The organism is Burkholderia sp. MBR-1 (assembly GCF_013822785.1).
GTDB lineage: Bacteria > Pseudomonadota > Gammaproteobacteria > Burkholderiales > Burkholderiaceae > Burkholderia > Burkholderia vietnamiensis.
In genome coordinates this window covers 2,854,723-2,872,968 of record NZ_CP053609.1, presented here as the reverse complement: position 1 = coordinate 2,872,968, position 18,246 = coordinate 2,854,723, and the positions used below count along the sequence as shown (strand labels likewise).

At 65.7% G+C, this 18,246-nt stretch carries 14 protein-coding genes; 8 read left to right on the top strand and 6 right to left on the bottom strand.

Annotated features, from left to right (window positions below; genetic code table 11):
* Position 1: 1 nt before the first annotated feature.
* Positions 2–2,437, bottom strand: coding sequence for a glycosyltransferase family protein (locus MBR110_RS13260; RefSeq protein WP_080484262.1), 2,436 nt, complete (start codon positions 2,435–2,437; stop codon positions 2–4).
* A gap of 381 nt (positions 2,438–2,818) precedes the next feature.
* Between MBR110_RS13260 and MBR110_RS13255 the strand changes: the two genes are divergently transcribed.
* The 4 genes from MBR110_RS13255 to MBR110_RS13240 are packed head-to-tail and all read left to right on the top strand — an operon-like array spanning position 2,819 to position 7,547.
* Entirely contained in the window at positions 2,819–3,670 is an 852-nt protein-coding gene (locus MBR110_RS13255; RefSeq protein ID WP_034194503.1) for a glycosyltransferase, read from the top strand.
* Positions 3,667–4,632 carry a UDP-glucose 4-epimerase family protein gene (locus tag MBR110_RS13250; RefSeq protein ID WP_059559037.1) on the top strand — a complete coding sequence of 322 codons (966 nt, stop codon included), beginning with the start codon at positions 3,667–3,669 and terminating at the stop codon, positions 4,630–4,632. Before MBR110_RS13255 ends, MBR110_RS13250 begins: the two co-directional genes overlap by 4 nt.
* 5 nt (positions 4,633–4,637) lie before the next feature.
* Positions 4,638–5,654: an MraY family glycosyltransferase gene (locus MBR110_RS13245; RefSeq protein ID WP_059735721.1), complete on the top strand. Its 1,017-nt coding sequence runs from the start codon at positions 4,638–4,640 to the stop codon at positions 5,652–5,654.
* 12 nt (positions 5,655–5,666) lie between these two features.
* Complete coding sequence (locus tag MBR110_RS13240) at positions 5,667–7,547, top strand: polysaccharide biosynthesis protein (protein ID WP_059558975.1); 1,881 nt, start codon at positions 5,667–5,669, stop codon at positions 7,545–7,547.
* Between the two features lie 93 nt (positions 7,548–7,640).
* Here MBR110_RS13240 and MBR110_RS13235 read toward each other — a convergent pair whose 3' ends face one another.
* Genes MBR110_RS13235 through MBR110_RS13215 form a run of 5 tightly spaced genes read right to left on the bottom strand, consistent with a single transcriptional unit; the run spans position 7,641 to position 13,079 of the window.
* Positions 7,641–8,747, bottom strand: a complete 1,107-nt coding sequence (locus MBR110_RS13235) for an MraY family glycosyltransferase (protein WP_014722575.1) — start codon at positions 8,745–8,747, stop codon at positions 7,641–7,643.
* Between the two features lie 27 nt (positions 8,748–8,774).
* Positions 8,775–9,797, bottom strand: a complete 1,023-nt coding sequence (galE, locus tag MBR110_RS13230; RefSeq protein ID WP_011883551.1) for a UDP-glucose 4-epimerase GalE — start codon at positions 9,795–9,797, stop codon at positions 8,775–8,777.
* 14 nt (positions 9,798–9,811) lie between these two features.
* A complete protein-coding gene (locus MBR110_RS13225) occupies positions 9,812–10,948 on the bottom strand; it encodes a glycosyltransferase family 4 protein (RefSeq protein ID WP_014722577.1) in 1,137 nt (378 codons plus the stop codon).
* A gap of 41 nt (positions 10,949–10,989) precedes the next feature.
* Positions 10,990–11,814, bottom strand: coding sequence for a glycosyltransferase (locus MBR110_RS13220; RefSeq protein WP_059459205.1), 825 nt, complete (start codon positions 11,812–11,814; stop codon positions 10,990–10,992).
* Complete coding sequence (locus MBR110_RS13215; RefSeq protein WP_059695542.1) at positions 11,811–13,079, bottom strand: oligosaccharide flippase family protein; 1,269 nt, start codon at positions 13,077–13,079, stop codon at positions 11,811–11,813. Before MBR110_RS13215 ends, MBR110_RS13220 begins: the two co-directional genes overlap by 4 nt.
* Positions 13,080–13,320: 241 nt before the next feature.
* Between MBR110_RS13215 and MBR110_RS13210 the strand changes: the two genes are divergently transcribed.
* The 4 genes from MBR110_RS13210 (at position 13,321) to waaA (ending at position 18,213) form a co-directional block, all read left to right on the top strand.
* Positions 13,321–14,715 (top strand): phosphomannomutase/phosphoglucomutase, encoded by a 1,395-nt coding sequence (locus MBR110_RS13210; protein WP_181709087.1) that lies wholly within the window; start codon positions 13,321–13,323, stop codon positions 14,713–14,715.
* A 73-nt stretch (positions 14,716–14,788) separates the two neighbouring features.
* Positions 14,789–15,886, top strand: a complete 1,098-nt coding sequence (gene waaC, locus MBR110_RS13205) for a lipopolysaccharide heptosyltransferase I (protein ID WP_011883561.1) — start codon at positions 14,789–14,791, stop codon at positions 15,884–15,886.
* 52 nt (positions 15,887–15,938) lie between these two features.
* Positions 15,939–16,823, top strand: a complete 885-nt coding sequence (locus MBR110_RS13200) for a Kdo hydroxylase family protein (RefSeq protein ID WP_011883563.1) — start codon at positions 15,939–15,941, stop codon at positions 16,821–16,823.
* Positions 16,824–16,860: 37 nt separating this feature from the next.
* Entirely contained in the window at positions 16,861–18,213 is a 1,353-nt protein-coding gene (gene waaA / locus MBR110_RS13195) for a lipid IV(A) 3-deoxy-D-manno-octulosonic acid transferase (protein WP_181709086.1), read from the top strand.
* The last annotated feature ends 33 nt before the right edge of the window (positions 18,214–18,246 follow it).

Below are 18,246 nucleotides of genomic sequence, written 5' to 3'. Positions count from 1 at the left end.
TTTACCTCGAGACGCGAATTCGGTTTGCAATGATGCGCAGCGTCGGACGAAAACCGTGGATCTTGTAGAATGCTGCCAGCTTGTGCGCCTTCCGTACTGCGCCCGAAAACACTTGTCCGCCGAGTGGCAAGTGCTGCGTTCCATGGTGCCAACTCGATGGAAGGGGCGCGATTCCTGTGTCTGCGAGATTCAATTCACCCACAGATGGTGCACTGCTTCGAGACAGATGGGGCAGCAACCGCGAATACGCAGATCTCAGAGCGGTCACGTGATCGGAAGTGCGCGAGTAGAGCGCCGGAGAGATATTTGATCGATACTTTGCCAGTGCTGATGGCGAGTCGATAAGTGCATGGACGGCGTCAATCAGATCTCCCTCACTGCCGGGGGCGATTTTCAGCCCGTTGACACCATGCTGGATGCGTTCTCCAAGGGCACCGATATCTGTAACGATGGGCACGAGGCCCATCTGAAGCGCTTCAGACAGGGTTAAGCAGTAAGTCTCGGGCCAAATCGATAAATGGAGGGAGACGTCACAATCCTTCAACGCGGCCGGCATGTCATCGTACCGGTAACTTCCGTGGGTGACGACGTTAGGATAGCGGGCGCGATTCGAAAAATCGGCGTACTGCGGGTCGATTCGGCCAAATAGATGGAATTCGACCGGTGCGTGTGCGAGTAGGGGAAGGGCGCGCGCAAGAATATCGCCCCCTTTCTGATGAGTGACATTGCCGAGCCACGCCACTTTGAGTGGTGTGGGTTTGGTGTGGCATGTCGTCGCGGCCGTACGGTCAGGGATAGGTACCGGAATCACCTGTACGTTGGCGTGACTCCTCACTGAGGGATAGATCCGCTCGTAGATGCGTTTGCTCTGTTTCGTATTGAAGACGAGCATATCGACGCGGCTCAGCACGTCGTTCCAAAAACTCCGTCTTATTGCCTGCGATCCCGGCGCAATATGGTGCTTCTGCCATAAACATACATCGCATTGGGACAGTGGAATATCTGGTGCGCCGCAGTATGTGTCCTTGAACGACAGCAAATTAAACTCGTGACAGACACCGTAAAAATCATGTGCGGTGAATGCGCTCGAAATTCCAAGCAGTGGTGGCGCGAAGATGAGCGACGGCGGGTGGCCGATGGTGTGATGGAAATGGACGAGATCGACCTTATACTTGCTCAGGATATTTCGGAATGTGTTTTCCCTTTCTTCGCATCGAAGCATATCTGTTTCGTATCGACGTGCGAACTGAAAGGTTTCGAGCGTTTCGTAAGTCTCTGACAAAAGGCGAGCGGACCGCCCGGTTCCATTGTCGGGAACATAGAACAGTACGTTGAAATCATTTCGCAATTCGGGACGTAGAAGGTCGAGATATACCTCAACTCCGCCGAAATTAGCGCCGCCTATGACATTGTGTGTCACGAATATGATTGTTCGCCGATCCGAGGTCACCGGTTGCGCTGCGGGGGATGGAATATTCGACGCGGCGGCCAGGATGGTATCGACGCGTCGATCGTACGTATGTAACTGAGTTGCCTTCGTACGAGCTGCCTCTGCAATCTCGTTACGATAGGCGCGATCGTCGATTATCCGTGTCGCTTTCTGGATGAAATCACGTTCGTCCGAGAAGAGGACAAGCTCCCTATCCGGTACAAAGAAGTCCTTAACCTCTGTCAGCGACTCGTGAACGATCTGAACGGACCCCGAGAGCGCGGCCTCGAACAATCGAGGGGGAGGCGTCTCCGCGAATTCGCGGCCTCCAGACGCGGTGAAAACGCGGGGCAGCATCAGGGTCATGGCACTTCGATTTGCAAAACGTGCGAAGTCAGACGGCGATGTGCGCCAGGAGAGGGCGCTAGTCGGCAGATCGATTCCGTGCGGAGGGAGGAACGGATTGGTCGGAAGCGCTAGCTTGTATTTCCAATTCTCGGGTAATTGCTTGAGAACCGAGCGCAAGAACTCGCTGCGGTTCGGCCAGGCGGTGCCGGCGAAAAACATGTGATAACGCAGTTCTTGCTCCGGTGGCAGGACCGGAAGTGAATGAAACTCCACTGCGCCTGCGAGCGGCAAATGTCTACCCCGATTTCCGTATGCTGAAACACTGGACGAATCGTTCGTGAACACGACGTCGAACAGTTCGGCATTTTTCTGATTAATTGGAAGCTCGTAGGGATCTTCGGTCACCCAAAGCACGGAGCGGCCACAAATCGCTGCAAGTGTCGCGCACAGATCCTTGCGGAGTTCCTCGCCATCGAAGGCGATGAACAGATTGCAATTCTGATGCATCGCCGTGGGAGCGGCATCGATGGGATCTACTTTCGCGACGAATGCGACGTCCGGGTGTCGCTGCAAGGCATGAAAAATCGCGAGGCAAATGTAGTGGTTCGGGTTGCGATATTTCGTGTCAAGCAGCAATACGCGGAATTTTGGGTGAGTCATAGATCTTCTTTGCCGACGGGGAAATGCTCAAGGTCATGAGGACGCCACGGGGAGCAGTCTTTGTCGCGGCCGCCCCGAGTACTCGCTTACGCTTCCGGTAGCAACTGTGGCCGCTCCATGGTGGCGCGGTGGCGTCCGGGACTGGCGCATGCTGAGATTGAAGAGACGTGCTCCATGGGTGTTCTTGTGCGAGCAGGCAATGTTAACGCACAACACCGGTTCCGACGCCTGCTCCAGTCATTGCGGAAGTCTAGCAAGTGGAGCGAATGCTCATGTAAGTATCGGTAACCGTGGTCACGGGCGTCGCTTGCCAAGGGGGCGTCTTATGCCCAAACTTACGGCTTTTAGGGAACGGTACGGGATGGTCAGGAACCAAATTCGATGGTGTGCGCGGTGACCGCAAGCACGCGGAGCGAGGGCACGCAACTTTCAGTTTCGGTGGTTGTGTTCCGGCCGGATGTCCCGGCCTTGGTGAGGACTCTCGACACGCTACGGGGCGCGATATCAATTCTTGGCGAGGGAAGGGTACCGAGCAGGACGTCGATCTACCTGATCGACAACGGCGGGCTACCGGACCTGGCGAGTCCTATCCAGTCGCTACATGCAGTCTGCGCAGACGTCGTGATTGCCGCAGGGCATGGCAATATCGGATACGGTCGCGGCCATAACAGTGTTTTGCAGAGCCTGGGTAGCCGATACCACCTCGTCCTGAATCCAGATGTCGACATCGACCCATCTGCACTAGTTGAGGCGATAGCCTTTCTCGACGAGAACGATCAGGTGGGACTGCTTGCGCCGCGTATCAGTAATGAGGATGGAACATTGCAGCACCTTTGCCGGCGCTTTCCCACCGTGATGGATCTTGCCGTGCGTGGATTCCTGCCGGCAGGGTGGCGCAAGCGGTTCCATCGCCGCCTCGCCCACTACGAAATGCGCGACGTCATCAACGACCACGACATCGTCTGGGACCCGCCCATCGTCAGCGGCTGCTTCATGCTGTTCCGCACCGAAGTGCTGAAGAAACTCGGCGGCTTCGATCCGCGCTATTTCCTCTACTTCGAGGACTATGACCTCAGCCTGCGCACGCACGACGTCGCGCGCGTCGCCTATGTCCCGTCGGTGCGGGTGATCCACCATGGCGGCGGCGCGTCGCGCAAGGGCTTCGCGCACATCCGCATGTTCGCCGCGTCGGCCTTCAAGTTCTACAACCGTTTCGGCTGGAGGCTGTGGTGAGCCACCTCATCGTCACCGGCGCAAACGGCTTTGTCGGGCGCGCGGTCTGCCGGCGCGCGCTGGAGGCCGGGCACACCGTCACCGCCTTGGTCAGGCGCCAGGGCGGGTCTGTCGCCGGCGTGCGCGAATGGGTGCACGACGCCGCCGATTTCGACGGTGTCGACCAAGCATGGCCCGCCGATCTGGCCGCCGACTGCGTGATACATCTGGCCGCTCGCGTACACGTGATGCGCGACGAGTCGCCGGATCCCGACGCCGCGTTCGACGCGACCAACGTCGCCGGCACCATGCGGCTCGCCCAAGCCGCGCGCCGGCACGGCGTTCGCCGCATCGTGTACGCCAGCAGCATCAAGGCGGTCGGCGAGAGCGATGGCGGCGCGCCATTGTCGGAAGCGGTGCCCCCCGCTCCTCAGGACGCCTACGGTCGCTCGAAGCTGCGCGCGGAGCGCGAACTCGCGCAGTTCGGTGCGTCGAACGGGCTCGACGTCGTGATCGTTCGTCCGCCGCTCGTCTACGGTCCTGCCGTCCGAGCGAACTTCCTGAAGATGATGGACGCCGTCGCGCGCGGGATGCCGCTACCGCTCGGCTCAATCCCGGCACGCCGCAGCATCGTCTACGTCGACAACCTCGCCGACGCGCTACTGCGATGCGCAATCGATCCGCGTGCGGCGGGCGAATGCTTCCACGTCGCCGACGACGACGCACCGTCGGTCACCGGCCTGCTGCGGCTGGTCGGTGAAGCGCTGGGCAAGCCGGCCCGCCTGATTCCGGTCCCGTCTGCCGTGCTGCGTGTCGTTGGCGCGCTGACCGGCCGCCGGGCGGCAATCGACCGCCTGACGGGCAGTCTCCAGCTCGACACGGGCCGAATCACCCGTGTGCTCGGTTGGCATCCGCCCTACACGACACGACAGGGCCTCGAAGCGACGGCTGCATGGTATCGTTTGCGCGATACACAACAATAGCCGACATGCATTTCACCCTCTCCACGTGGCCGCAGGCGGCCGCGGTGGCGCTGGCCGCTGCCATCGCGTCGACGGCCATCCTGCGCGTCCTGCTCGCCACCGGCCTTGCGTGGCGCCTCGCCACCGATATTCCGAACGACCGTTCGCTCCATACGCTGCCGACGCCGCGCGTCGGCGGGTGGGGCATCGTCCCGGTCTGCGTCGTTGCGTTGCTCGCGCTGGCGCCGCACCTGTGGCTGATCGCGGCCGCCGCCGCTGGCCTGGCCGCGATGTCGCAGATCGACGACCGGCGCGGGCTGCCGGCACGCGTGCGGTTCTCGGCGCACCTCGCAGCGGTCGTCGCGCTGCTCGCGGTGTATCCGGCCGACGCACCGTGGTGGTTGCTGGCCGGCATCGGCTTCGTGATGGTCTGGTTGACGAACCTGTACAACTTCATGGATGGCGCGGACGGCCTCGCGGGCGGCATGGCGCTGTTCGGCTTCGGCGCATATGCGATGGCGGCCCTCGGCGGCCCAGGACCGTCGCCGGATCTGGTCGTCGCCGGCGCCGCCATCTCGGGCGCCGCGCTCGGCTTTCTTCTGCTGAATTTCCATCCGGCCCGGCTGTTTCTCGGCGATGCGGGCTCGATTCCGCTCGGATTCCTCGCCGGTGCCGTCGGCTATTGGGGCTGGCGAGGGAACGTGTGGCCGATCTGGTTTCCCGCGCTCGTCTTCGCTCCCTTTATTGCGGATGCATCTGTAACACTTTCGAGACGATTGTTACGCGGAGAAAAGTTCTGGCAGGCCCATCGGGAGCACTATTATCAGAGGATGGTCCGCGCGGGCGTAGGTCATCGCCGGACCGCTCTTTATTGGTACCTCATCATGCTCGCAGGCATAATCGTTGCTCTGTGGGCGAAGGGCCGCCCGGAACCGCAGCAGTGGCTGGCGTTCTTCGGATGGTACGGCGTCCTGGCATGTCTCGGACTCTTGATCGACATGCGTTGGCGCCGATTTCAGTCGGCTGCCGAAAATAACTCTTGAGGTTTCCTGCCAATGTTGCGAACCAAGGCATCATGGCTTTCGCTGAGCGCTTTCCTGTTTGACCTGACGGCGGTCACCACCGCGTGGTTGTTCGCCTATCTCGTCCGTTTCAACGGCAGCGTGCCGTCCGACTTCATGAGCGGCGCGCTGACGGCGCTCGTCTGGGTGCTGCCCGTCTACGCGCTGATGTTTCACGTGTTCGGCCTGTATCGCGGCCTGTGGGTGTTCGCAAGCCTCCCCGATCTGGTCCGGATCTCGAAGGCGGTCGTCGGCGGCGGAGTGATCGTGATGATCGGCGCGGTGATGTTCCAGCCGTCCCCCATCATCCCGCGCTCCGTGCTGCTCGTGTCGCCGCTGATGTTGTTCCTGGCGATGGGCGGCGCCCGCGCGCTGTACCGCGCGACGAAGGAGTTCTACCTGTATGGTGGGCTGGTCGGGCAAGGCAAGCCGATACTCGTGCTCGGTGCCGGCACGGCCGGCGCGAGCCTCGCCCGCGAACTGTCGCGATCGGGTGAATGGCGTCTGGTCGGCCTGCTCGACGACGATCCGACCAAGCGCGGGCGCGAAATCTATGGCTATAAAGTGCTCGGTTCATTCAACGACCTGAAGCACTGGACCGACGCGCTGAAAGTGGAATACGCGATCATCGCGATTCCGTCGGCGTCGGTCGAAACACAGCGCCGCGTCGCGACGCTGTGCGTGCGCGCCGGCATCAAGGCGATGGTGCTGCCGTCGCTGACCGCCCTGATGCCGGGGCAGGGCTTCCTGTCGCAGGTGCGCAACATCGACCTCGAGGATTTGCTCGGCCGCGACGCGGTGACGATCGATACACCGCACGTCGAAGCGCTGCTGCGCGGCCGCGTGGTGATGGTGACCGGCGCGGGCGGGTCGATCGGCTCCGAGCTGTGCCGGCAGATTCTCCGCTTCAAGCCGGCGCAATTGGTCGCGTTCGACCTGTCCGAATATGCGATGTATCGGCTCACCGAGGAGTTGCGCGAGCGCTTCCCCGACCAGCACGTGGTGCCCATCATCGGCGACGCGAAGGATTCGCTGCTGCTCGATCAGGTGATGTCGCGCTATGCGCCGCATATCGTCTTCCACGCGGCCGCTTACAAGCACGTGCCGCTGATGGAAGAGCTCAACGCGTGGCAGGCGCTGCGCAACAATGTGCTCGGTACGTACCGCGTCGCACGCTCGGCGATCCGTCACGACGTGCGCCATTTCGTGCTGATCTCGACCGACAAGGCCGTCAACCCGACCAACGTGATGGGCGCGAGCAAGCGGCTCGCCGAAATGGCGTGCCAGGCGCTTCAACAGACGAGCGAGGGCACGCAGTTCGAGACGGTGCGCTTCGGCAACGTGCTCGGCAGTGCCGGCAGCGTGATCCCGAAGTTCCAGCAGCAGATCGCGAAGGGCGGCCCGGTGACGGTCACGCATCCCGAGATCACGCGTTTCTTCATGACGATTCCCGAGGCGTCGCAGCTCGTGCTGCAGGCATCGAGCATGGGCCATGGCGGCGAGATCTTCATTCTGGACATGGGCGAGCCGGTCAAGATCGTCGACCTCGCGCGCGACCTGATTCGTCTCTACGGTTTTTCGGAAGGGCAGATCCGGATCGAATTCACGGGGCTGCGTCCGGGCGAGAAGCTGTACGAGGAACTACTCGCCGACGACGAAACGACCACGCGCACGCCGCATCCGAAGCTGCGGATCGCCCGTGCGCGGGAAGTGCCGGACCACCTGCTCGACGAGTTGCTGCCGTGGCTGATGCAGCACCGGGTGCTCAACGACGACGAGGTGCGGCGCGACTTGCGGCGATGGGTGCCGGAGTATCAGCCGACCGTCGCGCCGGTGCTGCAGAGTGTGCCGGTGCGAGCGGTATCGAACGAATGAGCGCGCACGCGCTTCGGCTGCCGCTTCGGCTGCGTTAGTGCCGACCATGAAAAAAGCGTCCCGCGGGACGCTTTTTCGTTTTGGCAGCGTGACTTAATGCCCCCGCCTCTCCTTCCTCACCACCATCCACTTCGGCGCCCTGAACCTGACGATGCTGAGATAAAGCCAAACGTAAGTGAGCGCAAACAGCACGACAAACACGAACAGATGCACCGTATGCCGCCAGAACAGCGTCGCCGGAATCACCGCGACGAGGCACAGCAGCCACAGATAAGGTGAGGTAAGCGAATTGCGCCGCGTCAGATCATGCGCATGCTTGGTCCCCACCGCCCACCGCATCAGCCGCTTGTACACGAGCATGTGCAGATGCACGCCGTCCGGAATCCCCGGCGACATCCCGCGGATGAACTTCTTCCGGTAGATCGAGAAGCACGTCTCGAAGATCGGATACATGAACAGCAGCACCGGATACCACGCCGACACCTCGCGATTGCGCATCACGAGCATGATCGCGAGCTCCGCCAGCATGAACCCGATGAAATAAGCGCCGCCGTCGCCGAGAAAGATCAACCCGGCCGGGAAATTCCACAGAAAGAACCCGAGCACGGCGCCCATCATGATGATCGACGCCGACATCACGACCGGGTCGTTGACGTGGAACGCGACATACGCGAGCGACGCGAACATCATGAAGCTCACCATCGAAGCAAGCCCGTTGAACCCGTCGATGATGTTGATCGCGTTCGCGAGCGCCGCGACCGCGAGCACCGTGATGAACGCCGAGATGGCCACGTAGCCCAGCAGAAAGTCGAGCGGCGGCACGCTGATGCGCTTGACCGCGATACCCAGCAGCCAGAACGCGAGCGCGGCCGCGCCCATCGTGCACAGCAGCCGCGCGCGCGGCGACACGCGCTTGGTCAGATCCTCGACGAGCCCCGACAGGAACGCCGGCATCCCGCATGCGGCGATCCCGAGGATGCTGCCGGCGATCGTCGGATAGCGCCGCGACAGGATCAGCGCGGCGATGACGACCCCGGCCAGGATCCCGATGCCGCCCACCCGCGGCACCGGCCGCACGTGGAATTTCTGCACGCCGGCCAGATCGCTGTCGACCGAGAATTTCTCGTGCAGATGCGCGTAGCGGACGATGAACAACGTGACGAGCAGGGAGGCGATGAAGCCGGACGCGAAGCTGAGCATGGGATCGCTCGAAAAATGGACAGCGGATTATACAAAACCGCGCGGGTTCCCCTCCTGCCATTTCCAGTGGTCGACGCACATCTCTTCGATGCCGAGCGTCGCGCGCCAGCCGATGATGTCGGCGGCGGCCTGCGGGTTCGCGTAGCACTCTGCGATGTCGCCCGGGCGGCGCGCGACGAGTTCGTACGGCACCGGCCGGCCCGACGCCTTCTCGAACGCGCGCACGACTTCGAGCACGCTGTAGCCCTGGCCGGTGCCGAGGTTCACGACGAAGCTCGCGTCGCGCGTCGCGAGCGCATCGAGCGCGGCGATGTGCCCCTTCGCGAGATCGACGACGTGGATGTAGTCGCGTACGCCGGTGCCGTCCGGCGTCGGATAGTCGGAGCCGAACACGCGCAGCTTCTCGAGCTTGCCCACCGCGACCTGCGCGACATACGGCATCAGGTTGTTCGGAATGCCGGCCGGATCCTCGCCGATCAGCCCGCTCGAATGCGCCCCGACCGGATTGAAGTAGCGCAGCGTCGCGATGCGCCACGACGGGTCGGACACCTCGAGGTCGCGCAGGATCTGCTCGGCGATCAGCTTCGACTGGCCGTACGGATTGGTCGCGGACAACGGGAACGACTCGTCGATCGGCGAGCGCTCGGGCACGCCGTATACGGTCGCCGACGAGCTGAACACGAACTGCCGCACATTGCGCTCGCGCATCACCTTCAGCACGGCAAGCAGCCCGCCGAGGTTGTTCTGGTAGTACTCGAGCGGCTTCGCGACCGATTCGCCGACCGCCTTGAGCGCCGCGAAGTGGATCGTGCCGGTGATCGGGTGCGCGTCGAACACCTTGGCGAGCGCGGCTTCGTCGCACACGTCGACCTGGTGAAACGCCGGCGTCTTGCCGGTGATGCGCTCGATCCGGCGCACGGCTTCGACCTTGCTGTTGACGAGGTTGTCGACGATCACGACATCGTAGCCGTTGTCGAGCAGCTCGACGGCGGTGTGCGAGCCGATGTAGCCCGCACCGCCGGTCACGAGGATGGTGCCTTTAGCGGTCATGCTGATGCGCTCCTTCAGAGTGTGATGCCGGTCAATGTATGAATGGTCTGCCGGTAGCGTTCGACGACCTGCTGCTCGTCGAATTCCGCGGCCACCTTGCGGCGCCCGCGCGCGCCCATCGCTTCACGTCCCGGCGCGCCGAGCTCGATCATGCGGATCATCTGTTCGGCGAGACTCGCGCCGTCGCGCACGCGGCACAGGAAACCCGTGTCGCCGTCGGCGACGACGTCGCGGCAGCCCGGCACGTCGGTCGCGACGATCGGGCGGCCCATCGCGGACGCTTCCATCAGCGTGCGCGGCACGCCCTCGCGATACGACGGCAGCACGACGCAGTCGGCCGCCGCGATGTGCGGCCGCACGTCGTGCGCCTCGCCGAGGTACTCGACGACGCCTTCGCCAACCCACGCGTCGACGTCCGCACGGCCGATCGCGCTCGGATTGTCGACGCCGAGCGGGCCGAGCAGCTGGAAGCGCGCGTCCGGATAGCGCGCACGCACCGCGCGCGCGGCCTCGACGTATTCGCGCACGCCCTTGTCCCACAGCAGCCGGCCGATCAGGATGAACACGGGGCCGCGGCCGGCCGGCAACGGCGCCGGCGCGAACTGCTCGAGATCGACGCCTTCGCCGTGCAGCAGCCGTGCGCGCTCGGGATGCGCGAGCAACTGCTCGTCGGTGAAGGTCGCGAGATCGTCGCGGTTCAGGAACCAGACTTCACGCGGGAAGCGGAACGCGAAGCGGTACAGGCGCTTGGCAACGCTGGCCGCGCGGCTCTTCTGGATGAACACGTAGCCGAGGCCCGTGGTGACGGCGATCGACGGCACGCGCGCGAGCCACGCGGCGATCGACCCGTAGATGTTCGGCTTGATCGTGTAATGAAACACGAGATCGGGCTTCAGCGCGCGGTAGTGACGCACCAGCGCGGCCAGCGTGCCGAGATCCTCGCGCGGGCTCGTGCCTTTCGATGCGACGGCGAGCGCGACGTAGCGGCAGCCCATCTGTTCGAGCAGCGGCACCGTGCGGTCGTGCGGCGCGATCACGACGACCTCGGCGCCGCGCGCGACGAGCGCACGGATCAGCCCGTGTCGGTACGTGTAGATCGCCCAGGCCGTGTTGCAGACGAGCGCGATGCGCAGCGGGGAGGTGGCGGACATGAAAAAAAGAAAAAATAAAGCGTCGAAAAAGCCGGTGCGGACTACGCGGACGGCCGCGCGGCGAACAGCGTCTGCTTGATCCGCTGCAGCGTGCGATACGGCGTCACGAAATGCAGCAGGTTCTTGGCGAGGCCGGCCCAGTCGTACGGGTTCAGCACGTTGAAGTGACGCAGCAGCAGCGACAGCGTCGAGATCAGCTGGCGGCGGCGCTTGGTCGCGCTGATCCCGCCCTCGTTGAGCTCGTAATAGAGGCCGAGCTCGGGCAGGTTCGCGCAATCGTAACGTTGCATTAACCGTAAATAAAGATCGAGATCCTCGGCCGCGCGGTACTTCGCGCGATAGTTGCCGACTTCGCGCACGGCGTCGATGCGCAGCATCACCGACGGATGCACGAGCGGCGAGCGCAGAAAGCGCGTGCGGCGCAGCGTGCGCGGGTCGGCCGGCGGCGTCAGCATGAAACGCGCTTCGCCGGCGCGCGACACCACCTGTGTCCACATGCCGACACAGGCCACGCGCGGATGCGCATCGAGATACGCACGCTGTTTCGCGAGCCGCTGCGGTGCGGCGAGGTCGCCGGCGTCGATGCGCGCCGCATAGCGGAAGCCGCGCGCGGCGAGCGCGTCGATGCCGGCCTCGAGCGCGCGCTCGATGCCGCCGTTGCGCGGCATGCGCAGCACCTCGATCGCGAGGCCCGGCAGCGCAGGCGCGACGATTGGCGGCGTGCTGCCGTCGTCGACGATCAGCACGTGCACGCGCGCATCCTCGCGAAACGACGCGAGGGTGCGCACGACGTCGTCGTGCCCGTTGTAGGCCGGCATCAGCACGGCCACGTCGTCGAGCAGGGGCGGGCAATCGGAAGGCGTCATGGGCGCAGCTTGATACGGATGTAATAAAAGTTGACGGCGGCGGCCGCGACGTAGCCCGCGGCCAGCCCGACGAGCGCGCCGTACAGGCCGAGCCGCGGGATCGCGAGCACGTTGACGAGCGCGGCGATCGCGAGCGCGAGCACCCATTTCGCCAGCAACACGAATTTTGCTTGATATTTGAGAACGATAAGATTGCCTATCGCCTCGATGCCGGCCGGCACGGACAGCCAGACGGCCCAGCGGAAGATGTCGACCGACGCCTCGTAGCCGCGGCCGAACACCTTGCCCACGACGAGCGGCGCGGCGGCGTCCAGCACCAGCGCGCCGGCCGTCATCAGCGCGGCGGTCATCGCGATCAGCCGGACGATGTTGCGGCGCAGCCGCGCGACGTCCTGCACGCTGTACACGAACGCGGGCGCGATGGTCTGCGCGAGCATCAGCGCGAGCGTGATCCAGTTCTCGTTGAGCTGCTGGGCGGCCGCATAGCGGCCGAGGTCGGCGAACGACACGTGACGCTCGAGCATCAGGCGGTCGAGCTTCAGGAACAGGTACATGCAGATCAGGCCGAGCCAGAACACGGTGCCGGCCGTCGCGAAGTGCTTGAACAGCGGCTTGTCGAACGTCCAGCCGAGCGTGCCGCCGTTACGGTGGCGGTAGTAGAGCAGCAGCGCGAAGCCGATCGCCGCGGCCTCGAGCGCCCACAGCCACGCGAAGCGGGCCGGGCCGGCGGCCGCGCGCACGAGCAGCCAGACGAGCAGCGCCTTGACCAGCGCCGTCACCATGCTGGTGACGAGCTGCGGCTTGCTGTACGTCATGCTCTGCAGCCACGCGTTGATCACGCCGACGAACGGCTCGCGGAACACCATCGTGACCGCGAGGCCCGCGAGCATCGCGCCGACGAGCGGGTCGAACGCGCCGGCGCCGATCGCGATCCAGGTCGCGGCGAGCGCGGCGGCCGACACGCCGATGCGCAGCACGAACGCGCTGCCGAGCACCGCGCCGGGTTGCGTGCCGGGTTGCGCGCCGGCGCGCTGGACGATGGTCGGAACCAGGATTTCGGCGCCGCACACCCAGGTGAGCGGCGCCAGTACGAGGAGGAGCGTATTCGCATACTGCCATTTGCCGAACACGTCCGGCCCGAAATACCGGGCCAGAAGGCCGCTGATCGCGATCGCGACGCCGATCTGCGTGAGCCGTTCGAGCCCGAGCCAGACGAGGTTCGCGACGGCCTTCGCGACGTCCGGGTTGCCGAATCGCTTCAGCATGCGCGGCGGCCGCACGCGCTGGCGGCGGCCGGGAAAGCGCCCGGAGGCGGCAGGTGGGCGGCGGCGGAACGGCTAGGCATTAAAATGGCTACGATGCGCGTCATCAAAACCCGCGATTATAAGTGGGATCGGGGCCGCTCCAGCCGTCCCGTCCGTTGCGCCGAGGGGCCCGCAGTATGATGCCGGGCGCACGCGACAGGCGGCCAGACAATTTTCCATGCAGGCAACAGAGAGAGAACTGATGATCTCCCAATCCATCTTCAAGGCATATGACATTCGCGGCGTGGTCGGCAAGACGCTCGACGCCGACACGGCGCGCGCCATCGGCCGCGCGTTCGGCAGCGAAGTGCGCGCGCAAGGCGGCGACGCCGTCGTGGTCGCGCGCGACGGCCGCCTGTCCGGGCCGGAACTCGTCGGCGCGCTGGCCGATGGCCTGCGTGCGGCGGGCGTCGACGTCGTCGACGTCGGCATGGTGCCTACGCCGGTCGGCTATTTCGCTGCGAGCGTGCCGCTCGCGCTGAAGGGCGGCGAGCGCCGCGTCGATTCGTGCATCGTCGTCACCGGCAGCCACAACCCGCCCGACTACAACGGCTTCAAGATGGTGCTGCGCGGCGCGGCGATCTACGGCGAGCAGATCCAGGCGCTGTACCGCCGCATCGTCGACGAGCGCTACGACACCGGCAGCGGCTCGTACGAAGCATTCGACGTGGCCGATCAGTACATCGCGCGCATCGTCGGCGACGTGAAGCTCGCGCGTCCGCTGAAGCTCGTCGTCGATGCAGGCAACGGCGTTGCCGGCCCGCTTGCCACGCGCCTGTTCAAGGCGCTCGGCTGCAAGCTCGTGGAGCGCTTCACCGACATCGACGGCACGTTCCCGAACCATCACCCCGATCCCGCCCACCCGGAAAACCTGCAGGACGTGATCCAGGCGCTGAAGGACACCGACGCGGAACTCGGCTTCGCGTTCGACGGCGACGGCGACCGCCTGGGCGTCGTCACGAAGGACGGCCAGATCATCTACCCGGACCGCCAGCTGATGCTGTTCGCGGAGGAAGTGCTGTCGCGCAATCCGGGCGCGCAGATCATCTACGACGTGAAGTGCACGCGCCATCTCGCGCAGTGGGTGAAGGAGAAGGGCGGCGAGCCGCTGATGTGGAAGACGGGCCACTCGCTGGTGAAGGCGAAGCTGCGCGAGACCGGCGCGCCGCTCGCGGGCGAGATGAGCGGCCACGTGTTCTTCAAGGATCGCTGGTACGGCTTCGACGACGGGCTGTACACGGGCGCGCGGCTGCTTGAGATCCTCGCGAAGACGGCCGATCCGAGCGCGGTGCTCAATGCGCTGCCGGACGCGATGAGCACGCCGGAACTGCAACTCAAGCTGGAAGAAGGCGAGAACTTCCGTCTGATTGAGAAGCTGCAGAGCGAAGCGAAGTTCGACGGCGCGGACGAGATCGTGACGATCGACGGGCTGCGCGTCGAGTATCCGGACGGCTTCGGCCTCGCGCGCTCGTCGAACACGACGCCGGTGGTCGTGCTGCGCTTCGAGGCGGAGACGCAGGAAGGGCTCGAGCGTATCCAGGCGGATTTCCGCCGCGTGCTGACGGCCGCGAAGCCGGACGTCGATCTGCCGTTCTGAGCGCGCGGCCTGACGGCCGCCAACCGGCGCGACGGTCGCACGAGCCGTCGCGCGTTTCCCCCAAAAGCGGCGCATGCCAGCGGCATGCGGCCGCTTTTTGTCTGTGCGAGCGCCGCGGCGCGATAAAATCGCGTCTTTATGCCTGTCGCCGGCCATCCGCCGGCGTTTTTTCAGCGTGCAAAAGATCCTGATCGTGCGCGTGTCGTCGCTGGGCGACGTCGTGCACAACATGCCGGTGATCGCCGATATCCGGCGTCGCCATCCCGATGCGCAGATCGACTGGCTCGTCGAGGAGAGCTTCGTCGACCTCGTGCGGCTCGTCGACGGCGTGCGCAACGTGCTGCCGTTCTCGCTGCGCCGCTGGCGCCGGAAGCCGTTCTCGGGCGCGACGTGGCGCGAGATCGGCGCATTCCGCAAGCGCGTCGCGGCCGAACAGTACGATCTCGTGATCGATTGCCAGGGGCTCATCAAGACCGCGTGGGTCGCGAGCTGGGCGCGCGGCCCGCTCGTCGGCCTCGGTAACCGCACCGACGGCGCCGGCTACGAATGGCCGGTGCGCTTCTTCTATCGCAAGCGCGTGCCGATCGCGCCGCGCACGCATGTGGTCGAGCGCTCGCGCCAGCTCGTCGCGGCCGCGCTGGGCGACCCGGCGCCGACGCCTGCCGATCCGATCGACTTCGGCCTCGATACGCGCGCGGCGGCGCTTGCGGTCGGCGCGCTCGGCCTGAACCTGCCGGTACCCTACGTGGTGTTCGTGCACGCCACCTCGCGCGCCGACAAGCAATGGCCCGACGCCGCGTGGATCGAGCTCGGCCAGGCGCTGGTGCGGCGCGGCGCGTCGCTCGTGCTGCCGTGGGGCAACGACGCGGAGCGCGCGACCAGCGAGCGGCTCGCGAAGGAGTTCGGCGCGGCCGCGATCGTGCCGCCGCGGCTGTCGCTGCCGGCCGTGGTCGGGCTGATCGACGGCGCGGCCGCGACCGTCGGGGTTGACACAGGTCTGGTTCACATCGCGGCAGCGCTGAAGCGCCCGACGGTCGAACTGTACAATTTCGCGACGGCGTGGCGCACCGGCGGTTACTGGTCGCCGAACGTCGTCAATCTCGGCACGGCGGGGCAGCCGCCGTCGATCTCACAGGTGAAGGCGGCGCTCGCGGGCTTCGGTCTGCTGTGATGCCCGCCATACCTGCCCCGCCTTGCCTGCCTGTCACGCACGCGAACCGATCATGAGCGAATCCCAGATCATCGAAGTCCCGTCCGCCGACTGGAGCGGACACAACCTGTCGACGCCGCGCGAGCAGCTGCTGGCCGCGGTCGAGGAGGGCAAGGTGCTGTATTTCCCGCATCTGCGCTTCGCGATCGAAGGCGGCGAGGAAGCGCTGCTCGATCCGGCGCTGGCCGATCCGAAGCGCAAGAACATCAGCCTCGCGCCGAACGGCGGCGCGCTCGCCGGCGTGCTCGGCGACAGCGTCACGCAGTCGGCCGTGCGCGCGCTGGTCGCGCGCTTCCAGAAGCAGGCCGGCACGCTGGTCGACGGGCTCTTTCCCGAATATCGCGGCAAGTTGCGCGTCGCGCCGACGAGCCTGCGGCTGATGCAGGTCGAGACGCGCCAGACGTCGTGGCGCAAGGACGACAGCCGGCTGCACGTCGACGCGTTCCCGTCGCGGCCCAACTACGGCGAGCGCATCCTGCGCGTGTTCACCAACGTGAACCCGGCCGGGCAGCCGCGCGTGTGGCGCGTCGGCGAGCCGTTCGAGACCGTTGCGAAGCGCTTCCTGCCGAAGATCCGCCCGCAGCTGCCGGGCTCCGCGTGGCTGCTGAACCTGCTGCACGTGACGAAGTCGCCGCGCAGCGCCTACGACCACCTGATGCTGAACCTGCACGACAGCATGAAGGCCGATCTCGACTACCAGAAAACCTGCTCGCAGCAGACGATCCCGTTTCCGCCGGGCAGCGTGTGGATATGTTTCTCCGATCAGGCTTCTCACGCTGTGATGTCCGGCCAGTTCATGCTCGAGCAGACGTTCTTCCTGCCGGTCGACGCGATGGTGCGCCGCGAATGCGCACCGCTCGGCATTCTCGAGCGCCTGACCGGCAGGACGCTGGTTTGAGCGCGCGCCGCATCGCCGCCGGCGACGGAGCCCGTTCATGCTGAAGGCGATCTATCGCGCGCTGTGGTGGCTCGTCGCGCCGGTCGCGGTGATCCGCCTCTATGTGCGCTCGCGCAAGGAGCGCGGCTATCGCGAGCATATCGGCGAGCGCTTCGGCTACGTCGCCGGCCGCTCGCCCGACGACCGTGCGCCGCTGATCTGGGTGCATGCGGTGTCGGTGGGCGAGACGCGCGCGGCGCAGCCGCTGATCGATGCGCTGATGCGTGCGCGCCCCGACGCGCGCATCCTGCTCACGCACATGACGCCGAGCGGCCGCGCGACCGGCGAGCAGCTGTTCGGCGAGCGCGTGCTGCGCTGCTATCTGCCGTACGACATGCCGGGCGCGGTGCGCCGCTTTCTGCATGCATGGCGGCCGACGCTGGGCCTCGTGATGGAAACCGAGGTGTGGCCGACGCTGATCGACGAATGCCGCCGCGCCGACGTGCCGCTCGTGCTGACCAATGCGCGGATGTCCGCGCGGTCGCACCGGCGCGCGGCGAAATTCGGCAACGCGACGCGCGACGTGTTCGGCGGCTTCTCGCGCGTGCTCGCGCAGAGCCCGGCCGACGCGGAGCGGCTGACGTCGCTCGGTGCGCGCAACGTGGCCGTGCTCGGCAACCTGAAGTTCGACATGACGACGCCGCCGGAGCTGGCCGCGCGCGGCCATGCATGGCGCGATGCGATCGGCACGCGGCCCGTGTGGGTCGCTGCGAGCACGCGCGAGAACGAGGAGGCGCTGGTGCTGCAGGCGTTCGCCGCGATGCGTACGCCCGGCGCGCTGCTGATTCTGGTGCCGCGCCATCCGCAGCGCTTCGCCGAGGTCGAGGCGCTGGTCGCGCGTCAGGGCCTGAAGTGCGTGCGGCGTTCGGTGTGGGGTGCGAATGCCGCGGCGCTCGCAGCGGGCCGGCCTGCCGCGGCGGAGCCGTTGCCGTCCGACGTGACGGTCCTGCTCGGCGATTCGATGGGCGAGCTGGGCGCGTACTACGCGGCCGCCGACATCGCGTTCATCGGCGGCAGCCTGCTGCCGCTCGGCGGGCAGAATCTGATCGAGGCGTGTGCGGTCGGCGTGCCGGTGCTGATCGGCCCGCACGTGTTCAACTTCACGCAGGCGACCGCCGATGCGGTCGCGGCCGGCGCCGCGCTGCAGGTCGCCGATCCGCTCGATCTCGCGCACGTGCTCGACGCGCTGTTCGCGGATCATGCGCGGCGCATCGCGATGGGCGCGGCCGGCTCGGCGTTCGCGGCGCGCCATCGCGGCGCGACCGCGCGCTCGGTCGACGTGCTCGCGGCGCTGCTGCCGGCCGTCGAGCGCGGCGCGCGCACGGCGCAGCAAGTCTCCGACGACGACTGACCGCGGGCCGGCGTGGCGGCAGCGGGCCGCTGC